Source organism: Brevundimonas guildfordensis, from assembly GCF_014836405.1.
Taxonomy (GTDB): Bacteria; Pseudomonadota; Alphaproteobacteria; order Caulobacterales; family Caulobacteraceae; genus Brevundimonas; species Brevundimonas guildfordensis.
Map to the genome: position 1 here is coordinate 185,234 of NZ_JACSQU010000001.1, position 20,502 is coordinate 205,735.

A 20,502-nucleotide genomic window follows, 5' to 3' on the forward strand; every position below is an offset into this window, starting at 1 on the left:
CGCCCCTGATTCATACCGTCACCCCATTAAGGGCGTTCTGACGGTCTTTCTTTCGAAACAAGCTTTTGAATTGTTTACGAAAAATCGCCGTGGAGGACCCCGAAAACGCTTGACGGTCTTTTGGTAGGGGAGATGGCATGCTAACCGATGCAGAACTGAGGAATACGCGAGGAAAATCAAAGGCGTATAAAAAGACCGACAGAGACGGTCTTTACGTGCTCGTAACACCGTCGGGAGGCATCGCCTTCAAGTACGACTATCGCTTCAACGGGCGGCGCGAGACGGTCACTTTCGGGTCCTACGGGCTGACAGGCCTGTCGCTCGCCAGGGCCCGGGAGAAGCTCATCGAAGCCAAGCGTATGATCGCCGACGGCGTGTCGCCAGCTCTGGAAAAGCAGCGCGCCAAAAGACGGCTCCGGGAGGCTCGCGACTTCGCCCATGTGGCGCAGAAGTGGATGGATGAGGCGCCCATGGCCGACAGCACGCGCAACATGCGGCGGTCCATCTTCAACAGGGAGGTTCTGCCGCAATGGTGCAACCGGCTGCTCACCGAGATCACGCCGGACGACCTGCGCGCCCATTGCAAGTCCATCGCGGAGCGGGGCGCGCCCGCCACGGCCATCCACGTCCGGGACATCGTCAAGCAGATCTATGCCTGGGCCATCCTCCATGGCGAGAAGATCGATAATCCAGCCGACGGCGTGGCGCCCGCGGCGATCGCGCGCTTTCGGCCCCGCGACCGGTCGCTGTCTCCGTCTGAGATCCGGATTATGCTCGGGCTGCTCGGGGAGGTCGCGACCCTTCCGACGATCCGTCTGGGTTTGAAGTTCATCCTGCTGAGCATGGTCCGCAAGAGCGAGCTGCAGGATGGGACCTGGGACGAGGTGGACTTCGACAACGCGGTCTGGTCCATCCCTAAGGAACGGATGAAGCGGTCGCGCCCCCACAACGTCTATCTGTCGACCCAGATGCTCGACATCCTGATCGCTCTGAAGACCTGTTCTGGAAACTCCCGCTACATCCTGCCGTCGCGCTACGACGCCGACGCGCCCATGTCCCGGGCGACCTTCAACCGGGTGACCATGGCTATCGCGGAGCGCGCCCGGGAGCAGGACCTGCCGATCGAGCCCTTCACCGTTCACGACCTGCGGCGGACGGCTTCAACCCTGCTGCACGAGATGGGCTTCAACTCGGACTGGATCGAGAAGTGTCTCGCCCATGAAGAGCGGTCATCGCGGGGCGTCTACAACAAGGCGGAGTTCGAGGCGCAGCGGCGGCATATGGCCCAGGAATGGTCGAATGCCGTCGATGCCTGGGAAGCGGGCCGGTCATGGACCCCCGCGCTCTCTATCCGATCTAAGACGAACCTCGCTTTCGCCCTGTTTCGTCTGGCGGGTGACAAGGAAGTCAGCGTCCGGACTGGCCGCGAGGACCACCTCGTCGGGCTCCATCGGCGAGAGACAGGCTGGCGTCCCGTTAAGGCGTGACAGACAGGCCTGATCGACCAGGGTGCGAGCTCCCATATCCCGGGGCGAAGGGTTCCACCGCACTGGATTGCCCATATCGACGATCTGCCCCTGGTCGCGAAGCTGCCCGCGAGCGAGCAGCGGACTGTCCGGCGTGAAGCCATAGACGCCGTCAGAGCGTTGGATGGCGGCGCGTCCGTTAAGCTCAACAATCCGTTCCGAGGGCTCCCGGACAGGAATAAGGTCAGAAGAGGCTGAACCGGGACTGACCCAGACCCGGGTGCCGTCAGCGGTCCGGGCCTGAACAATTGGCCGGCGGCCGTCCCAACTTGCAAGAGGAATGGCGACGCCGTCACAGGTGCGCTGAACCCAGGGGGTTAGAGGCCCCAGATCAAGCGCCCTGGCGCGTCCATTCGACGATACAGTCCAGAACCGCCCGTCCTTGTCGAAGTCGCCGCCAAGGGGACGGCCGAAGACGATGAAGGCGTCGGACGCGGGCGACCAGGTCATGAGGTACATGGCCAGATCCTGGTCGGGCAGTGGAGCGCGCACGATGCCGCTGTCGAGCGCTACGAGGCTCAGACGTCCCCGGCGTATAGGGTCGCCGACCCGGACCGGGCGATCCGGTCGGGGTTGAAGATCTTCGGCGTCTTCCAGAAGTGCAGCGTGGCGGCCGTCAGGTGAGAGCCTGAGATCAAACCACTCCCCGCGGGCCAGCATCCGCGGCGTCCTGGCGAGGATGTCCAGGACGACAAGGGTGGACGGCTCGGCCTGGGTTCGGGACTGCCGGGTCTCGCCGCTCGGGATGTAGACGGCGCTGGCGCCATGACCGCTGGCGGCCGTGCGCCACAACTGCTCCACGCGTTTCTGGACCTTGAACCCGACCCGCATGGCGACAGGCGGATCGTGACGCGGTCGGGCGATGAAGACTAGTTCAGTGGGAGATCGCCAGGCGACAGTTTGGCCGAACTGGATCATCTCCGGAGTGAACGGCGTCCAGAGGATTTCGCCGGTGGCGAGTGTAAGCACGCCGAGCTGAAGATCGTCGGCTGTCACGCGAAACACGACCATGCGGGCGCCGTCGGGCGAGAAGGGGCCCGACAGGTGGCCGGCCTCGTGGCTGGGCGAGGCGAGGCGGATCGGCGCCTGATCCTGTGCGACGCGATGAATCTCCAGATCGGTCAACATGGCGCTGACCATGGTTGACAGATCATAGGACCCGGCTTGGTCATAGGGGCGCCGATGCTCGATCGCGACCCATTCCCCATCGGGACTGATGCGGGTCGTTCCGATGTCCTCGTGACCAAGCAGATCATCGATCGAGAAGGGGCGGGGCGTCTGGGCCGCGACCGGCCATGCCGTCGTGGTCGCCAAGGCTAGCGCGAGAAGGGAGCGCCGCATCACCAGGCCTTCGTCAGTTGCAAAGAGACGAAGCGCCCCATCACATTGGCGTTGGCGGCGTCATAGGCCACGCCCTCCGGAGCGTCATAGAAGGGCGGATCGCGGTCGAACAGGTTCTGCACCGTAAAGGTGAGACCCGTTCCGGCCAGCGGACCATGGTCGGGCGTGAAGCGGACCGCGAGGTCGGCGGTCGTCCACGAGCCGATGCGCTTCCCGATCAGGTCCCGATAGGAATTGACGAAATTAACCGAGGACGAGACGGACCAGGGGCCGCGCGACCATGAGGTTGAGCCGCGTCCGCGCAGACCGACTGGAAAGTTGGGCCGGTCTAGCTGGGAGACTGCGGCGGAGGTCGGGGTCGGCTGCGCGTCTAACCGTTCGAGCCACGTCAGGTTCAGGCCGAGATCGAAAGCATCCGCTCCCCGGCTGAAGCCGTAGTCGATATTGAGGTCGGCGCCTTGAATCTGGACGCTGGCCGTATTGACGTAGCGGGCGTCGACGATGGTCCCATAGGATGAGGCCGGAAATTGGTCGCGCAACCCGGTCGTGGGCAGATCGAGGATGGCCTGGATAGCAGCGAGATCCTCGCTGTCGGCGGGGTTCAGGGTTCTGACGAAAGGTGCGAGAGAAGGATCGCTCAACACCGTCATGATACTTTCTAGGGCCGGCTGGCCGATCCGGTTTTCGAAATCGGTCCTGAAGCCGTTCACGCCGAGACGCAGTCCGGGAACAAGGTGCGGACGGATTTCGAAGCCGAGGGTCCAGGTGTCGGCCTCTTCGGGCTGAAGGTCAGGATTGCCGCCATAGAGAATCATGGACAGGATCTGCTGCGAGCCGCGTGGAAGGATCGAGGGGCTGGCGCTGGGCGCGTCGTGAACCTCGCGCAGCGCGGGCGCTCTGAACGAGCGGCCGTAGTTGGCCTTGAGGCGCAGCGCATCGACAGGATCCCAGAAGATCCCGACCTTGGGGCTGGTCGTCTGGCCGACGTCGGCATAGTCCTCGAACCGGGCCGCGAGCGAAAGCTCGAGTCGTTCTAAGCCAGCACGACGGTTGTTGGCGCCGAAGACAGGGACGCGGACCTCGCCGAAGGCCGCCGCCACCTGTCTTTCCGTCCTGACCGCGGCGCCGATGGTGGGGGCGAGACCGCTGCTGAAGCCGGTGGACTGCCGTTTGAAGGTCTCTTCGCGGAAGGAAAGGCCCGTCGCAAGTCGGAGCGGCCCGCCCGGAAGCTCCAGGAGAGCGCCGGAAACCTGGAAATTGGCCGATGCGACGCCTGTCCGGCTGTAGGCGCGCGAGTAGCCCGAACTGATGAAGTCGAGGACGGCGGCCGTATTCACCGCCTCGTCGCCGAAGGGGTTCAGGTATCCGTCCCGCAAAGGACTGAAAGACGTGGCGGGATTGTCGGCGATCGCCCCGAGCGCTTCGCGCAGATAGGTGGACTGAAGCGCTCCGGAAGAGCCGGTCCGGCTCTCCTCCGAGGCGTAGGCGACATAGGCGTCGATCCGCCAGTCGTGGGACAGGTCGAAGGCGCCGCCCAGGCTGGCGCCCAGGCTCTCGACCTCGCCGAAGACGCGCGGCGGAGCAATCTGACCCTGGAAGGAATAGGCTATGGTATGGGAGCGGGCTCCCGTCGGCGAGACGAAAAAGGGGTTTGCGTCGGTCACCGTCAGCAGGGCGCTGATCGGAAAGGAGTGGGTTTCATAGTTGCGCTTGCCGTACCGGGCGTCGGCTGTGACCTCGAGCCGATCGCCGAAGCCCTGCCGCCAGAGGGCGTAGCCGCTGTGCCGGGTCTGCCGCGGCAGGACGTTGATGCCGGCGCGCAGGTTTTCGAGATTGACCTGCCCGGGCAGGAAGTCGTCGGGCTGAAGGCCGACGCCTGATTGACCCGGCGGTATGGCCCAGGCCGGAATATAGCCGCCTGACGCCGGATCGAAGACGACGATGTTTCCCGGATTGCTGTAGAATTGACGGCGATCAGTCCCGCCGCGCCATCGGAGATCGGAGTCGCTCGCCAGCCGCCTCTCCGTTCCGGAGAGGGCCTCGCGATCATTGTATTCATAGGTGAGCAGGGCGTTGCCGCTGCTCCAGCGACGGCCGAAGGTCTGGCCGAACTGGTATTCCCCACTCGCCCCGTCGCTGGTGTTCCCGACCCGGATCCGCGTTTCCGCGCCGTCGTAGTCGTCCCGCAGGATGATGTTGACCACGCCGCCCACGGCGTCGGCGCCATAGATGGCCGAGGCGCCGTCGAGAAGGACGTCGACCCGCCTGATCGCGGCCGTCGGAATGGAGGAGACGTCGGCGAAATCGCCCTTGGAGCCCGTGCCCGCCATGCGGCGGCCGTTGATCAGTACAAGCGTGGCGTCGCTGCCCAGACCGCGAAGATTGACGCCGTTGGCGTAGGTCGAGTTGGTCCCCGAGCGATCGGCGCCGTTGTTAAGGGCGCCCTCATTGGCGGTTCCGCCGAAGTTCTGGGGCGGGGCGGCGAGCAGCTGGGCCACGGTGGCTCGGCCCTCGCGGTCCATCTGGTCCCGGTCGATGCTGACCACGGGCGAGGGGCCGTCGCCGACACCCCGGATCAGACTGCCCGTAACGACGACGTCGTCCACCACGGTCAGTTCGTCGTCGGTCAGCCCGGCGCGCGCGTTCGGATCGTAAAGCACGTAAACGTTGGGGCGGGTCCGGCGGAAAGCCAGCCCGGTGTCGCGCAGCAGCGCAGCCAGCCCCGCTTCTGCGCTGTAGTCGCCCTGCACGCCGGGAGAGGTGCGGCCCTCCACAAGGGCGGCAGGATAGAGAATCTGGAGGCGGCTCTGCTCGACGAAGACGCTCAGGGTCCGGGCGAGAGGGCCGGCGGGCGCATCATACCGCCGCACGGCGTCCGCGCCCTGGGCCCAGGCCGGCGCGACGCAGGCTAAAAGGGCGGTTGATAGTGCTGTCGTCGTCCCCAATCCGATACGCATGATCTTCCCCGTTTGCTCCTCCCGCGTGGTGCGGGACGGGCAGAGACGCCGGGAAGGCGCGGGCCCCCTAACTCCACCTAAAGATTATTTTCCTCAGGTTATCGGCGCCTCAAGAATGATGGCGCCGTCGGCGCCCGTGGATGCTGTGACGCCGTAGAGGTCAGAAAGCGCGGCGATGAAGGCGTCGGTGTCGCCTGTGTCGAAGGCGCCGCTGACGGGAATCTGCGCGATGCCCGCGTCCTTCAGTTCGATCCGACGGTCGCTGTACCGGCTGACCTCAGCGATCGCCTCCTGGATCGGCGTTGCGGCGAAGATCAGCCGTCCCGTGGTCCAGCTGGTTTCACGGGCCGCGTCGACCGACTGGACCTGCGGACTTCTTCGGGCGGTGACGACCTGCTGGCCCGGCGTCAAGGACCAGGCGGGCTTGGACATGCCGGAGGTCCCTACGTCGACGCGGCCCTCGATCAGGGTGACCTTCGCGCCCTGGCCCAGCTTCCGGACATCGAACCGCGTGCCGACGGCGGTGACGGTGGTGTCGCCGGCGGCGACGATGAAGGGGCGGGCCGGGTCGCCCTCAACGTCGAAGAAGGCCTGGCCGGAGATCAGGATCACGGATCGGCGGTCTGAGCGCAGGCGGACCTCCACCCGGCTGTTGGTGTCGAGGACGACCTGGGATCCGTCGGCCAGACGCAGGGAACGCTGCTCGCCGACGCCGGTGGCGTAGGCCTGCGGCCGGTTCAGGGTCCAGACCGAGACCAGCCCTAGGGCGGCGAGCGCCATGGCGCCGGCTGCGATCGGCTTCCACAGGCGCGACACCATGTGGCGGGCCCGCACCCTCGGCGGGGCCTGGCCCAGGGCTTCCGCCGTCAGGGCGGCGATGTCGGGATCCTCGGCAAGCGTCCGACTCGTGTCCCAGGCCTTCTCGACGCGCTCGTAGGCGCGGGCATTGTCCGGGTCTTTCCGCCATTCGAAGAAGTCGTGGATATCGGTCGTCGACACGCGCTTCTGACCGAGACGGGCGAACCATGTCGCGGCTTCGTGCCGCCGGGCGTCCCGTTCCTTATCGATCGTCATCCCGCCTATCCGTCCAGTTGCTCGACGCAGTGCTGCAACGCCTTAGACATACGCCACTCCACCGCCTTGACGCTCAACCCGCGGGCGGCGGCGATCTCAGGATAGCTCATACCGGCAAAACGGCTCAGGACGAAAACTTCACGGTAGAGGGCGGGCATGGTCAGAACCGCCTGCTTCATCATCAGCGCTTCGACTTGATCGGCCGCTTCGCCCGGGTCGGCGGCTTCCGTAAAGGTCTCTGTCGTTCCCCGTCGTTTGCGTCGGCGGCTCTCGTCCCGGACCACGTTCATGGCGATCCGCAGGAGGAAGGCCCGGGGATGCCGGATGAGACCGGCCGAATAGGGGGCGGCGCGGATGTAGGTTTCCTGGACCACGTCTGCGGCCTGATCCGGGTCGACGTGGGCCCGCAGCCTGCCGTCAAGCCAACGCGCATACTGGCGATAGAGGGCGTTCAGGCCCTCCAGCGCATCCGCTTTCAATTCCTTGACGTCGCTCACGTCGACCTCCCGCCTCCAGGGCGGGCCGGGAATCCCGTGGGTCTTGGTCAGCCATGATCATCCGGACGCAGGACGTAGCCTGCGCCAGGTACGACGACAGCTCACGCAGCAATTGCGCTTTCCAAATCCGAGTCCGCAAAGGGGATTCCAAGCCCCTGTCGGCGCCAGGGCCGACGCCCAAGCATGAATCAAACCGAATCCGGACGCAAGGCGAGGGGGTCGGGCGTTGGAATCCTCGCGGAACGAGGCCCGCTATCTGCCAACGGAGCGCCGCCTTGCCCGAAGGGCCCCCGGCTCCAGCTCCGCGCCTGTTTCGCGGCGCCCGACGCCCAATCCTTAGGCGGGGGCCGCTCCGGGTTCAACCATGTGATGGAGGTTATTCCGCAGAGAAGTTGCGGTCTGACCGCAACTCTTAGGCGTAGAGAATCGCCGTTATCGCCGTGTACGGACGGAGCAGCAGCCGGTGGGGGGAAGGAATGGACGCCAACCTGAACAGCCAGACCGCATGGACGGTCACGCCCGGATTGAGCCCGCGCGAGCTCGAATGTCTCGCTTGGGTCAGCCAGGGCAAGAGCTCGACCGACATCGGAGCCATATTGGGCCTGTCAGCTCGCACGGTGGATAGCTATCTCGAGAAGGCAGCGTCCAAACTGGGCGTGCGTACGCGGATAGAGGCGGTGGCTGTGGGGGTGAGGCGAGGTCTCATCGAGGTGGACTAAGCGGAGGGTAGGCCTTGAGCCGCCCTTCTTCAGTCTGTTGAGGCTGACCTATACGTGGAACTGGCCTGCCGCTGGGGCATCCGTTGAGATTGAATGCCTATGAGTTGTATGTGTAATTTTGTTCCGCCTTAGAACCCTGCTGGTTCCTCTACAAGGTGCTGAAGCGGAGCGGGCCGTCTCCAGAGCTGACCTCTGTTGGGGACGTATTCTGCAAGGGCCGCCTCGTCGCGCAATTCGCGACGATCACCACCAAGACCGAAATAAAGGAAGTTGGCGAGGCGAGTTTCTGGCTGGTCTGATTGGCGAGGGCGGGGCGCGGGGTAGTCGGACCACTGCGGATGACCAGCTTATGGGACTGGACTGCGTCAGATGGGGCTGGCGAGAGTCGTCATTTCTTACTTGGGTCAAGACTCCTGCCAGCCAGGCGGCGATAAGGCTTGGTTATCACGGCGCTGGAGTTTGGATTGGCGGCCCGGAAGGGCGGGCCGTAGTGTTTTTTTTGCAGCCTACCAGGGACGCGAAATAGGTCCCGATATGGAAGCTTCCTGACAATAGGCGGGGGCGCGCATATTTTAGGCAAACGACAATAGTGGGCGTTGGAGGGGAAGTTGGGCATCGATCTGAGCGATCTAGTTGACACCGGAGGCTCTTCTCAAAAGAAGAGAATTCACGTCGACGAGGAGCTGTACAAGCTCGAGCTGGAGCGTATTTTTGCTCGATCCTGGCTGTTCCTGACGCACGAGTCCCAGATTCCAAATCCGGGCGATTATTTCTCGACCTATATGGGCGAGGACGCTGTCATTGTGGCCCGTGGCTCGGACGGCGAAATCCGCGCCTTCATCAACAGCTGCACCCACCGCGGGGCCAAGGTCTGCTCGGCTGAGGCCGGCAATACGCGCGCCTTCGTCTGCCCCTATCACGGCTGGACCTTTGGCACGGACGGGGCCCTGCGCGGCGTGCCGGTAGACAAGGCGGGGTGGGGCGCTGACCTGGACAAGAGCAAGCTCGGCCTGACGCCGGTGGCCAAGGTCGAGAGCTATGCCGGTTTTGTCTTCGGCTGCTTCGACAAGGATGCGGTGTCGCTGAAGGAATATCTGGGCGACCTGACCTGGTACATGGACTCCTTCACCGCGCGCGGCGGGGTGGAGCTGCTGGGGCCGCCCGTCAAATCGGTGATCCACTGCAACTGGAAGGTTCCGAGCGAGAATTTCCTGGACGGCTATCACGTCGGCTGGACCCACAGGCCGGCTCTATCCGTCCTGGGCGGGCCGATGTCGCAGATTGCCGGTAATGTCGACCTGCCGCCCGATGGCGGGGTGATCGCCAGCACCAAATACGGTCACGGCGTAGGCGTCATTTATGATGCAGCACCCGGTCTGCACCGCGCGCCGGACTACTACATGTGGCTTATGCAAAACCGGCCCCAGGTCGAGACCTTGCTGGGCGAGCCCCAGGCGCGGCTTTACGGCTCGCATATCGCCTCGACCATCTTCCCGAACTGTTCCTTCCTGCACGGGACCAACATCTGGAAGGTCTGGATGCCGCGGGGGCCGCGCGAGATCGAGGTCTGGACCTGGACCATGGTCGAGAAGGACATGCCCGCCGACCTGAAGCGCAAGATTCAGAAGGAAGCCATGCGCGGCTTCGCCACCGCAGGCACGTTTGAGTCCGATGACGCCGACAACTTCCAGTCGGTGACGGAAGCGGCCCGCGGCACGGTGACCCGGCGCGGCGCCCTGAACGCCACCCTGGCCCAGCAGTATGACACCCGCAGTGATGTCCTGCCCGGTCTGGTGAGCGAGTTCATCATTTCCGAGGCCGGGGTTCGCGGCTTCTACAGCGCCTACAAGGACACGCTGGAGGCGGAGGACTGGGCCGACATCAAGCGCCGACGGGCGGACCGGGGCTGACGGTCGGACGATATTTACCCAGGGTTCAGGGACGGGGGTCTCCGTGAGATTTGAAAACAAGACAGCCATCGTGACGGGCGGCGGCAGCGGCATCGGCCGGGCCACGGCCGAGCGGCTGGCCAGGGGTGGGGCCAATCTGGTCATCGCCGATATTGATGCCGGTCGCGCCAATCAGGCGGCTGAAGCCTTGAAAGCTGCCTATGGTGTCCGCGCCGTGCCGGTGGTGGGCGACGTCAGCCAGGAAGCCACGGCTGCTAGCCTGGTGGGGACCGCGACCGATGATCTGGGCGGCCTGGATATCCTGATCAATGCAGCGGGAATCCATCACACCGGCGACATCGATGAAGTCTCGCTCGAGGACTGGAACCGCGTCATCGCCACCAACCTGACCAGCATGTTCCTGATCTCGCGGGCGGCCATCCCCGCCATGGCGCGCCAGAAATCGGGGAGCATCGTGAACCTGGGCTCGGTTTCCTCCTTCATCGGTCAGGAGATGCAGGGCAAGAGCAGCTTTGTTTACAACGTGACCAAGGCGGGGGTCCGCCAGCTGACCACGTCCCTGGCCACCCGCCACGCCGTGGACGGGATCCGGGTGAACTGCGTGTGTCCCGGTGCGGTGCGCACGCGCATGAGCCTGTCGGAAGAGCATGAAGCGATCCCGCCCGTCCGCGACGCCATCCTGGCGGCCATGGCCGAGGGGCATCCCATGGCCCGCGTGGCGGATCCGGACGAGATCGCGGCGGCCATAGCCTTCCTGGCGTCGGATGACGCCTCCTTCATCACGGGCACGGCCATGCCAGTCGATGGCGGCTATCTGGCTAGGTGAGTTCAATACCGGAGATGCCGAAAAGGCATCCGGCGCGGGTCGGCGATCCGCGCAAAAGGAAGAGGTAGAGGGTAAGGCGATGGGCAGGGACGTCAGTCACGAGACCTACAGCGAGGTGTGCCGCTTCTATTACAAAGAGGCGCGCCTGTTCAGCGAGCAGGACTATCGGCAATGGCTGGACGCCATGGTCGACAAGTCGATCGTCTATTTCCTGCCGATCTTCGAAGAGCGCTATCGGCGCGATCGCAAGGCCGAGCCGGAGTTCCCGCCCTTTATCTACAACGACGACTTCTCCGACCTGGACCAGCGCATTCAGCAGCTGGAGACCGATCTGGCCCGTCGTATCGATCCGGCCGGGCGCATCCGTCACCTGATCACCAACATCGAGGCCTTCGAGGGGGAGGCCGAAGGTGAGATTTCGACCTACTCGAATTTTCTGATCTGTCGAAATCGCCGGGAAAGAGAACAAACCATTTTAGTAGGCGGGCGAGAAGATCGCCTGATCAAGGGTCCTGACGGACTGCGTATTGCGTACAGGATGATAACAATACCGCAGAGAGTGATCTTGGACTCCGATCTCTACTACATGATGTAGGTTCCGGGGCCGCTTCAGGCGGGACAAATAAAGATAAAATCAGGGAGAAAGCCCGTGGCACGCCATATTGGTTGCGACGTTGGGAAAACACGTCTGTTGTCTTGCGCGGCAGGGGCCGCAATCTTAATGGCCGGTGGCGGGGCCGTAGCCCAGGACGCCGGTTCGGAACCGCAGGCCGGTTTCCAGATCGAAGATGTCGTCGTCACGGCCCAGAGGCGATCGGAAACCGCACAGAAGACCGCGCTGTCGATTACGGCTGTTGGGGGAGAGACCCTGGTCCAGGCCGGTGTCACCAATCCGGACGACATCACCCGGGTAGTGCCGGGGGTTCAGGTCAGCGGCGGCACGACGACGCAGATCTATGTACGCGGGATCGGCGACTATGGCGTTACGGCCCAGGCCAACCCGGCCATCGTGACCAATATCGACGGCGTGGTGGTCAGCCGTCCGCAAGCCTTCTCTGGCAACCTCTTCGACATCGAGCGCGTCGAGGTTCTCAAGGGGCCCCAGGGCACCCTCTATGGCCGCAACGCGAGCGGCGGCGTGCTGAACGTCCTGACGGTCCAGCCGAAGCTGAACGAGTACAGCGGCTATTTCGACGCCACCTTCGGCAACTACAGCCAGGTGGGCGGGGAGGGGGCCTTCAACCTGCCTCTGGGCGATACGGCCGCGCTCCGCCTCTCCTATCAGTTGAACCGCCGCGACGGCTATCTGTCCGACGGATCGGAAGATGATGATCGCGAGGCCGTCCGCCTGCAGGTGAGGACGGCGCCGAATGAGCGGCTGAGCCTGACCGGGTCGCTGTCCTATACCCATCTGGGCGGCGTCGGCTCGGGCATTGTGCCGATCCCCGCCATACCGGGAATGTCGCCGTGGTCGGGCATCACCGACCCGCGGGTGTCCGCCGTGTTCCAGGACATCGTGAACCAGACGTATGTGCAAAGCGGCGGGCAGTCGGTTCCGCCGTTCCTGATCGATCCCCTATCGGATTCGCCCCTGTTCCGGGATGTGAAGTCCTGGGCTGCCAGCGCCCACCTCGAATATGACCTGGGCTTTGCCACCCTGACGGTCATTCCGGCATGGCGCGAGACCGATGCCCAGCTGTCCTACAACTTCAACTACCACTATAATCTGGGCGCGCCCTACAACGCCGCCGGCGACAGGCCTGACGGGGAGAACTCGACCCAGACCTCGCTTGAGGTGCGGCTGGGCAATGAGACGGATCGGGTCAAGTGGGTCCTGGGCGGCTTCCTCTTCGCCGAGGACCAGACCACGGATTACCAGCTACGCGCTGGCGCGATCCTCAATACGCTTAACAAGATGAGCTTGAAGACGGACTCGGCGGCCGTCTTTGGTCAGGCGACCTATGACCTCACCGACCGATTCCGTGTGACGGGCGGCCTTCGCTACACCAGCGACACCCGCAAGGCCTTCGATTTCGAGCGGTATGCCATTTCGCCGATGATGTTGGGCATGGCGCCGTCGCCGATGGACTGCACCCCGCCCAACGGGGCCATGCCGGGCACGCTCTGCCCCATCTACAATCCGACGCCCGGCTTTTATGACTCCGAGAAGACCTTCAACGAGGTCACGGGCAAGGTCGGGGTCGAATACGATCTTGCATCGGCCAGCCTGCTCTATGCGGATATCAGCCGCGGCTTCAAGGCAGGCGGGTTCAACCAGTCGGTGGCGCTTGTGACCCGCGACGCCCTCATGCCTTTCGAGCCTGAGGAGATCATCTCCTACACGATCGGGGTCAAGAACCGCTTTCTGGAGAACCGACTGCAGCTGAACGGTGAGCTCTTCTATTACGACTACACCAATATGCAGCTGTCGAATCCCGGCTTTGACGGCGACAACTCCGTTGTTCTGGTTACGGGCAATGCGGCCGGGGCCACCATCAAGGGGGCTTCGGTCGACATGGTCGCCATGCCCTGGCAAGGCGGCACGATCCGCGCCTCGGTCGAGTATGTCGACGGGGTCTATGATAACTTCCAGGTTCAGCAGCCGGCCAACTTTGTTCCGCCAGGTCGCATCGGTTGCCCGGTCTCGCCGCCGACCCCGCAGGGCGTGGTCAATATCGACTGTTCCGGATTCCCCCTCCTGCGTTCGCCCAAATGGAGCGGCGCCTTGGGGATTACCCAGTACGTAGATCTGAACAACGGCGACAGCCTGGTCTTCAACGCGGATGTGGCCTGGGCTGACAAGGCCTGGCTGATGCCGGACTTCCACCCGAACCAGCAGGCTGACGCCTACGCAAATGTCTCGGCGTCGGTGACCTACAACTTCCCCAATGACCGGTGGCACGTGGCCCTTTGGGGCCGCAACCTGACGGATGAGGCCATCTACACGGGCGGCGGCGGCCTGCAGCACGGCTTTGTCACGGGCTGGACCACCAGCTCGATCGCTCCGCCGCGGACCTACGGCGTCCGGCTCGGGGCCCGTTTCTAAGGATGAAGGACATGGCGCGGGCTGCCTCCACGCCATGTCCATCCGTCGAGTGCGCACGCGCACAGCCCAGTTTCACGCGTTCGAGAAAGACATCATGAGCACGACAGAAGCCTCCTCCCCAGGGCGCACCAAATATCGCTTCGAAGACGTCGCCCCCGATACCCTGGCGGGCCGTTTCATGCGCCAGTTCTGGCAACCGATCAGCCTGGCCTCGGCCATCGAGCCGGGCAAGGCGCGGCCGGTGCATGCCTTCGGCGAGTCCTTCACCCTGTATCGGACCGAGGACGGCGCGGTTCACCTGACCGAGTTCCGCTGTCCGCACCGTCGCACCCAGTTGTCGACGGGCTGGGTCGAACCGGATGGCATCCGCTGCATGTACCACGGCTGGAAGTTCGGCACGGATGGGCAGTGCAAGGAGGTGCCGGGCGAGGACAACGCCAACTACATCAAGCGCATCAGCCTGAAGACCTATCCGGTCCAGGAATACCTCGGCCTGATCTTCGCCTGGCTGGGCGGAGGCGAGCCGCCCGCCATGCCGCGCTACACCGCCTTCGAAAAGGCCGGCTATCTCGATGTCACGACCTACTTCCGCGACTGCAACCACTTCCAGAACATCGAGAACGGGATCGACGAGGTCCACGTCAACTTCACCCACAGCGTGGGGGTGTTCGGCACTTCCGGGCTGAACGAGGAAGTGCCCCAGGTCCAGGCCGAGCAAACGTCCTACGGCCTGGTGGCCAAGGGCATCCGCAGCGATGGCCGGGTGCGCGACACTCAATTCCTGATGCCCAACATCCTGATGCTGAAACTTCCGGCCACGGCGGAGGGCGAGACGGACTGGCGCAACTACATCAGCTGGCGGATTCCGGTCACCGAAACCCTGCACATGGCCTTCATCGTCCAGGGCATAGCGGTGTCCGGCGACGACATCGGCAAGTTCGTCGCCGCCCGCGAGGCCGAGGCTGCGGAAATCGCCAAGCTGCCCAGCTTCAAGGAAGTGTCCTTGAAGGTCATGGCCGGCGAGATCTCGATGACGGACGTGCCCCTGAGGCCCGACATCACCGGCATCCAGGACTATGTCACCCAGGTCGGCCAGGGCGAGATCGTCGACCGCTCGCAGGAGCATCTGGGCCGCTCGGACATCGCCATCGTCCTGCTGCGCCGGCTCTGGGAAAACGAGTTGCGTCTGCTGGAGCAGGGCCAGCCCCTGACCCAGTGGCGGGTCCCCGACATGCTGGCTCCGTCCAAGGGGCTGTAACAGCCCCCGCCCTCAAGACACGTGTAGCAGTGAAATGACTGAATCCATTGATCTAAAGCTGACCAGCATCGTTCTTGGATCAGACAGTGTGAACCTCTACAGCTTCGCCCCGGCGGGCGGCGGCGCCCTGCCGCCCGCCGAGGCGGGAGCCCACATCACCCTGCTGCTGCCGGGCGGGCTGGAGCGCCAGTATTCGTTGGTCAACATCGGCGACGCGCCGACGCACTACACCATTGGCGTCAAGCGTGAGGCCGAGAGCCGCGGCGGTTCCGCCTATGTCCACGACAGCCTGCGCGTCGGGATGGTCGTGCCGGTCCTGCCGCCCCAGAACCACTTCCCTCTGGTCGAGGATGCCGAGGACTACATTCTGATCGGGGGCGGGATCGGCATCACGCCCATCTATGCCATGGCGCAGCGGTTGACGGCTCTGGGACGCAGGTTCCGTCTCTATTACACGGCGCGATCCCGTTCTGACGCGATCCTGCTCGACGAGATCGCTGCCTGGCCCAGCGCCGAACTGCGCTTCGATGACGAGTGCGACGGCCAGCCCTTCCCCTTGGCCCAGACGGTCACGAGCGCCGGTTCTGGCACGCACCTCTACTGCTGCGGCCCGGGCGGGATGCTGAATGCCTTTGAGGAAGCCGGGCGGGCCTGCGGCATCCCGCAAGACCGCATCCACGTCGAGTATTTCGCCGCCAAGCATGAGGCCGCCACCGACCAGACCTATGTGGTCGAGCTGGCGCGCTCGAAGAAGGAACTGGTCGTGCCCAAGGGCAAGACCATTCTGGAGGTGTTGATCGCATCCGGCGTCTACGTCTCTCACTCGTGCTCAGAGGGGGTGTGCGGGGCGTGCGAGACCACTGTCCTGTCCGGCAAGCCCGATCACCGCGACGCCATCCTGAACGATCAGGAACGCGAGGCCAGCGAGACCATGATGATCTGCTGCTCCGGCTCCCTCAGCGAGCGCCTGGTGCTGGATATCTAGAAAGAGAGCCGAGACTATGAGCGACAAGATCGAGCGCCTGGAGTTCGACCAGTTGGCCCCCCGCGTTCAGCATGTGCTGCGCGCCCGGGTGGAGCGCCTGGGCTATCTGGGTGAGTTCTTCAAATGCTCGGGGCACCAGCCCGACATTCTGGCCCCCTTCATGGAGATGACGGAGGCGTTGAAGGCCGCGTTGCCGGATCGCCTGACCGAGGTCGTCGCGCTGACCGTCGCCACCATGATGGGCAATAAGTACGAGTTGCACCAGCACGAGCGCCTCTCCCGCAAACTGGGCTTTGGCGAAGACTGGGTGGCCGCGGTCGAGCAGATTTCGCGAGACGCCCCGCTGATGTCCTCGGCCGAACGCGCCGTGCAGCAGTTGGCGGCGGCCCTGCTTGAGCGTCGCGGCATGGGTGTGAGCGCCGAGCTGGAGCGCGTGATCGAGGAGATCGGGGCTGCTCAGGGGGTCGCGATCATGTTCCTGGTCGGGCGCTATGTGACCCATGCCCTGATCGTCAATGCTCTCGAACTTGAGCCGCCGGTGTCCTCCATCTTTGCGGAGGGCGTGAAATGAGCGGGGGCTTGTGGATTTCCGAGGCCGAAGTCGTCGACCTGATGTCCCTGCCAGAGGCCATTGAGGCCCTGCGTCAGGGGTTGCTGGAAGAGGCGGCCGGCCGGGCCGCCAATATGGTCAAGACCCATTCAGCCTGGGCCGATGGGTCGACCCTCCATGCCATTGGCGCTGTGTTTGAGGGCTGGGGTGTTGTCGGGACCAAGACGTGGGCCCACACGGCGGGGGGCGCCATGCCGCTGCTGATCCTGATGGATGCGACCACGGGCCAGGTTCTCGGCGTCATCGAAGCCTTCGCCATGGGCCAGATGCGCACGGGCGGGATCAGCGGGCTTGGGACTGATCTTCTCGCGCGCCCGGATGCGACGCGTTTCGCCATGATCGGCGCCGGAAAGCAGGCGATCACCCAGGTCGCCGCAGTCGCTGCGGTGCGTCCGCTGGAGCGAATCGCCGTCTGGAGCCCGACCCCCGCCAAACGGGAGGCGCTGGCGGAACGGGTCGAGGCCGAGCTGGGCATCAAGGCCCTGGCCGCCGCAACCCTGGACGAGGCCCTCGACGGGGCAGACATCGTGACGCTGGCCACCCGCGCGAGGAGCCCTTTCCTGAAGTCGGACGCCCTGCCGGCCGGGGTTCACATCAATGCGGTCGGGGCCATTACGCCGGAGCGGGCCGAGTTCGAAACAGCCCTTCTGGACCGGGCCACTGTGATCAGCGCCGACAGCGTGCCCCAGGCCCGCAAGCTGAGCCGCGAGTTCATGCAGGCCTATGGCGAGGACGAAGCCCGCTGGGCCCGACTTCAGCCGCTCAGCCGGCTGGTGGCCGAGGGCCGGGGCCGGCCGGCCGAGGCGGACCTGACCGTGTTCAAGGCCATGGGCATGGGCATTTCGGACCTGTCGCTGGCGGTCGCCATCCTCAAACGCGCGAAGGCTGCCGGCCTCGGCAAGCCCCTGCCGGACGTCAAACGAAAATCACCTCGCCTGGTCGCCTGATCAGGCCATGAGGGAAAAGGAATAGAGATGAACGATCTGCGCACCAATTTCGAAGACACCGTCGGCAAGTTCGTCGATGTCAGCGGCCAGTTCTATCCGGAGAACCAACCCTGGGCGCCGGCCATCGTGACCAAGGAGCAGATCGACGCCGAGATCGAGCGACTGGCCTCCATTCCCATGCCGGATAACGGCCGGCGATCCTCCCTGATCGTCCACCCGCGCGCCAACCCCCTCTCGCCGGGCCTGGCCCCGACCACCCAGGTGACGCTGAATGTGCTGAAGCCCGGCGAAAGCACCGTGCCCTTCCGGCACAATGGAGCCGAGGTGAATTTCTGCATCCTCGGGTCGGGCGTTGCAGACGTGAATGGCCGCAAGATCCCGTTCGGCCAGTATGACGTCTACAACGTGCCGTCCTGGACGGCCCACAGCCGCGTCAACAACGGCGCCGGGCTTCAGGTTTTCCTGACCTATTCCAACGCGGCGCTGCTGCAGTTCATGCAGGTTCACCAGTATGAGGTGAACCCCGACGTCAGCCTGGCCGTGCCTGAGATGCAGGGCGGCGAGATCAACCCCCGCCGGGTCAGCCCCTATGGCACGTTTGAGATCGGCGACGATGGCGCGCAGCTCATGCCCTATGAGAAGCTGATCAACCCGCCCGCCGAGGCCTCGCCCTGCCTGCACTGGCCGTGGGAGCGGGTTGAGGCCGAGATCAAGAAGCTGGCCGATCTGGGGCAGGACTACGTCGGGCGCCGTCTCTACCTGCTCTATAATCCGGCGACGGGCCGGACCAATGGCACGACGCACAACTTCTTTGCGACCATGACCATCCGTCCGCCCAAGATCGTGGACCGCCCGCATCGCCACATCTCAGATGCCATCAATTACTACTTCAAGGGCTCGGGCCGCAGCACGGTGGCGGGCAACACCTATGAGTGGAAGGCGGGCGATCTGATGCTGTCGGCGCCGGGCTGGGCCGTGCACAACCACGCCTCCTATGACGACTATGTCTATGAGTTGACGATCCAGAACCAGCCGCTGAACATCGCCATGGATTCCCTGCTCTGGCAGGAGAACCTGAAGGAGCCGCCGGCGCTGCTCGGCTCGCAGATGGGCTTCGACACCAACCGCAAGACGGTCGCCTGATGGCGGGGGCGGACGCCAGAATCCTGGGCGACCTCGGCGAGGCTGTGCTGACGCCGGCCGAGGTTCTGGCGGCTGCCCGCGCCTTGGACGGCGCCGAAAGACGCCGCGAGCAGATCAGGCTGCTGAGCGAGACCCACCCCGCCATGACCATGGCCGATGCCTATGAAATTCAGGCCGCTTGGGTCGGGATGAAGGAGGCGGCGGGCGATCCTCGGATCGGCTGGAAGATCGGCCTGACTTCCAGGGCGATGCAGGCGGCGCTCAACATCGACATCCCCGATTCAGGCGTGCTCCTGCGCTCCATGGTCTTTGCCGGCGGGGATGTGGTTCCGCCGGGGCGCTTCATCCAGCCGCGCGTCGAGGCCGAACTGGCCTTTGTCATGGCCAAGGATATCGCGCCGGACGCCACGCCCGAGCAGATTCTTGAGGCGACTGATCACATCGTCCCGGCGCTGGAAATCCTCGACACCCGGATTACCCGAGCGGACCCGATGACGGGACGCGCCCGGACAGTCTTCGACACCATTGCGGATAACGCCGCAAACGCCGGAGTCGTTCTGGGCCAGCCTCGGCGGGGTATGAGCGCATCCGACCTGCGCTGGGCGGGTGCGATCGTCTCGCGCAATGGCGAGGTTGAGGAGACAGGCCTGGGGGCGGGCGTCCTGGGCGATCCGTTGCTGTCCGTGTCCTGGCTGGCCCAGAGGCTGGGGGCCTATGGCGACCGTATTCGGGCTGGGGAGGTAGTCCTTTCCGGCTCGTTTATCCGGCCGATCGAAGCGCCGCCGGGCTCCAAGATCTCTGCTGATTTCGGCCCTCTGGGCCTTGTGACCTTGAATTTCGACTAGGGCGACAGAAAGAAGACGATCCGTGGTGAACCGCTTCAAGACCGCCATTCAGCAAGGCCAGGCCCAGATCGGATTCTGGCAGGCCTTGGCCAATCCCTATACCGTCGAGATCTGCGCCGGGGCCGGTTTCGACTGGCTCCTGCTCGATGCCGAACATGGGCCCAATGACCTGCCGTTGATCCTGTCCCAGCTCCAGGCCGCCGCGACGGGAACGGCCGAGCCGGTGGTTCGACTGCCCGTGGCCGACACGGCTCTGGTCAAGCAGTATCTGGACATCGGCGCTCGCACCCTGCTCATCCCCATGGTCGAGACGGCCGAAGAGGCGGCGGCCATGGTACGGGCGACCCGCTATCCGCCCCATGGCGTCCGGGGCGTGGGCTCCGCCATTGGTCGGGCCAGCCGGTGGAACCGCGACTCCGACTATCTGAAGACCGCCGAGGCGGACCTATGCTTGTTGGTCCAGGTCGAATGCCGTCGGGCGCTGGACAATCTGGAAGCCATCGCGTCGGTCGAAGGTGTCGACGGGGTTTTTATTGGACCCTCAGACCTCGCCGCCGACCTGGGCCACCTCGGCAATCCGGGACATCCTGAAGTTCAGGAGGCGATACTGGGCGCCATCGCCACACTGAAACGGTGCGGCAGGCCTTCGGGCATGTTGATCGCCGATCAGGCCTTGGCCCGGACCTATATCGAGCTGGGGGCCAGTTTCGTCGCCGTCGGCACCGACGTCACCGTTCTCGCTCGCGGCGCCGAGGCGTTGGCGGAACGCTTTGGGCGAGGTCCGAAGCATCAGGTCGCCTCGGGCGGGGTGTACTGAC

At 64.6% G+C, this 20,502-nt stretch carries 16 protein-coding genes; 13 read left to right on the forward strand and 3 right to left on the reverse strand.

Annotated elements, in window-relative coordinates; genetic code table 11:
• The first annotated feature begins 137 nt into the window (after positions 1-137).
• A complete protein-coding gene (locus H9656_RS00860; protein WP_191742430.1) occupies positions 138-1,487 on the forward strand; it encodes a tyrosine-type recombinase/integrase in 1,350 nt (449 codons plus the stop codon).
• 1,379 nt (positions 1,488-2,866) lie between these two features.
• On the opposite strand, the gene H9656_RS00865 is transcribed toward H9656_RS00860, so the two are convergent.
• The 3 genes from H9656_RS00865 to H9656_RS00875 all read right to left on the reverse strand — a co-directional run bounded on the left by H9656_RS00865 (position 2,867) and on the right by H9656_RS00875 (position 7,395).
• A complete protein-coding gene (locus tag H9656_RS00865; RefSeq protein ID WP_191742431.1) occupies positions 2,867-5,824 on the reverse strand; it encodes a TonB-dependent receptor in 2,958 nt (985 codons plus the stop codon).
• A gap of 93 nt (positions 5,825-5,917) precedes the next feature.
• Entirely contained in the window at positions 5,918-6,898 is a 981-nt protein-coding gene (locus tag H9656_RS00870; RefSeq protein WP_191742432.1) for a FecR family protein, read from the reverse strand.
• Positions 6,899-6,903: 5 nt separating this feature from the next.
• Positions 6,904-7,395, reverse strand: a complete 492-nt coding sequence (locus H9656_RS00875; RefSeq protein ID WP_191742433.1) for an RNA polymerase sigma factor — start codon at positions 7,393-7,395, stop codon at positions 6,904-6,906.
• A 476-nt stretch (positions 7,396-7,871) separates the two neighbouring features.
• Between H9656_RS00875 and H9656_RS00880 the strand changes: the two genes are divergently transcribed.
• From H9656_RS00880 to hpaI, 12 genes are all read left to right on the forward strand, one after another.
• Complete coding sequence (locus H9656_RS00880; RefSeq protein WP_191742434.1) at positions 7,872-8,114, forward strand: response regulator transcription factor; 243 nt, start codon at positions 7,872-7,874, stop codon at positions 8,112-8,114.
• Between the two features lie 608 nt (positions 8,115-8,722).
• The gene (locus tag H9656_RS00885) at positions 8,723-10,024 is read left to right on the forward strand and encodes an aromatic ring-hydroxylating oxygenase subunit alpha (protein WP_191742435.1); all 1,302 of its coding nucleotides are present in this window, start codon (positions 8,723-8,725) and stop codon (positions 10,022-10,024) included.
• Positions 10,025-10,067: 43 nt separating this feature from the next.
• Entirely contained in the window at positions 10,068-10,850 is a 783-nt protein-coding gene (locus tag H9656_RS00890; RefSeq protein ID WP_191742436.1) for an SDR family NAD(P)-dependent oxidoreductase, read from the forward strand.
• The gene (locus H9656_RS00895) at positions 10,828-11,445 is read left to right on the forward strand and encodes an aromatic-ring-hydroxylating dioxygenase subunit beta (RefSeq protein ID WP_191742437.1); all 618 of its coding nucleotides are present in this window, start codon (positions 10,828-10,830) and stop codon (positions 11,443-11,445) included. Before H9656_RS00890 ends, H9656_RS00895 begins: the two co-directional genes overlap by 23 nt.
• Before the next feature lie 126 nt (positions 11,446-11,571).
• Positions 11,572-13,896: a TonB-dependent receptor gene (locus tag H9656_RS00900; RefSeq protein ID WP_191742438.1), complete on the forward strand. Its 2,325-nt coding sequence runs from the start codon at positions 11,572-11,574 to the stop codon at positions 13,894-13,896.
• Between the two features lie 94 nt (positions 13,897-13,990).
• The gene (locus H9656_RS00905; RefSeq protein ID WP_191742439.1) at positions 13,991-15,154 is read left to right on the forward strand and encodes a Rieske 2Fe-2S domain-containing protein; all 1,164 of its coding nucleotides are present in this window, start codon (positions 13,991-13,993) and stop codon (positions 15,152-15,154) included.
• A gap of 34 nt (positions 15,155-15,188) precedes the next feature.
• On the forward strand, positions 15,189-16,139 hold the full coding sequence (locus H9656_RS00910; protein WP_191742440.1) for a PDR/VanB family oxidoreductase: 951 nt from the start codon (positions 15,189-15,191) through the stop codon (positions 16,137-16,139).
• A 16-nt stretch (positions 16,140-16,155) separates the two neighbouring features.
• Positions 16,156-16,710 carry a carboxymuconolactone decarboxylase family protein gene (locus tag H9656_RS00915; RefSeq protein ID WP_191742441.1) on the forward strand — a complete coding sequence of 185 codons (555 nt, stop codon included), beginning with the start codon at positions 16,156-16,158 and terminating at the stop codon, positions 16,708-16,710.
• Entirely contained in the window at positions 16,707-17,696 is a 990-nt protein-coding gene (locus H9656_RS00920; protein ID WP_191742442.1) for an ornithine cyclodeaminase family protein, read from the forward strand. Before H9656_RS00915 ends, H9656_RS00920 begins: the two co-directional genes overlap by 4 nt.
• Before the next feature lie 27 nt (positions 17,697-17,723).
• Positions 17,724-18,839 carry a cupin domain-containing protein gene (locus H9656_RS00925; RefSeq protein WP_191742443.1) on the forward strand — a complete coding sequence of 372 codons (1,116 nt, stop codon included), beginning with the start codon at positions 17,724-17,726 and terminating at the stop codon, positions 18,837-18,839.
• Positions 18,839-19,684 (forward strand): 2-oxo-hept-4-ene-1,7-dioate hydratase, encoded by an 846-nt coding sequence (hpaH, locus tag H9656_RS00930; RefSeq protein WP_225212170.1) that lies wholly within the window; start codon positions 18,839-18,841, stop codon positions 19,682-19,684. The genes H9656_RS00925 and hpaH overlap by 1 nt, the downstream gene beginning before the upstream one ends.
• A 22-nt stretch (positions 19,685-19,706) precedes the next feature.
• On the forward strand, positions 19,707-20,501 hold the full coding sequence (gene hpaI, locus H9656_RS00935; RefSeq protein ID WP_318240580.1) for a 4-hydroxy-2-oxoheptanedioate aldolase: 795 nt from the start codon (positions 19,707-19,709) through the stop codon (positions 20,499-20,501).
• The last annotated feature ends 1 nt before the right edge of the window (position 20,502 follow it).

Bases quoted from the DNA above. Each gene is read 5' to 3' on its own strand.
- H9656_RS00860 (WP_191742430.1), top strand. From the start codon at position 138: ATGCTAACCGATGCAGAACTGAGGAATACGCGAGGAAAATCAAAGGCG.
- H9656_RS00865 (WP_191742431.1), bottom strand. From the start codon at position 5,824: ATGCGTATCGGATTGGGGACGACGACAGCACTATCAACCGCCCTTTTA.
- H9656_RS00870 (WP_191742432.1), bottom strand. From the start codon at position 6,898: ATGACGATCGATAAGGAACGGGACGCCCGGCGGCACGAAGCCGCGACA.
- H9656_RS00880 (WP_191742434.1), top strand. From the start codon at position 7,872: ATGGACGCCAACCTGAACAGCCAGACCGCATGGACGGTCACGCCCGGA.
- H9656_RS00895 (WP_191742437.1), top strand. From the start codon at position 10,828: ATGGCGGCTATCTGGCTAGGTGAGTTCAATACCGGAGATGCCGAAAAG.
- H9656_RS00900 (WP_191742438.1), top strand. From the start codon at position 11,572: ATGGCCGGTGGCGGGGCCGTAGCCCAGGACGCCGGTTCGGAACCGCAG.
- H9656_RS00905 (WP_191742439.1), top strand. From the start codon at position 13,991: ATGAGCACGACAGAAGCCTCCTCCCCAGGGCGCACCAAATATCGCTTC.
- H9656_RS00910 (WP_191742440.1), top strand. From the start codon at position 15,189: ATGACTGAATCCATTGATCTAAAGCTGACCAGCATCGTTCTTGGATCA.
- H9656_RS00915 (WP_191742441.1), top strand. From the start codon at position 16,156: ATGAGCGACAAGATCGAGCGCCTGGAGTTCGACCAGTTGGCCCCCCGC.
- H9656_RS00920 (WP_191742442.1), top strand. From the start codon at position 16,707: ATGAGCGGGGGCTTGTGGATTTCCGAGGCCGAAGTCGTCGACCTGATG.
- H9656_RS00925 (WP_191742443.1), top strand. From the start codon at position 17,724: ATGAACGATCTGCGCACCAATTTCGAAGACACCGTCGGCAAGTTCGTC.
- hpaH (WP_225212170.1), top strand. From the start codon at position 18,839: ATGGCGGGGGCGGACGCCAGAATCCTGGGCGACCTCGGCGAGGCTGTG.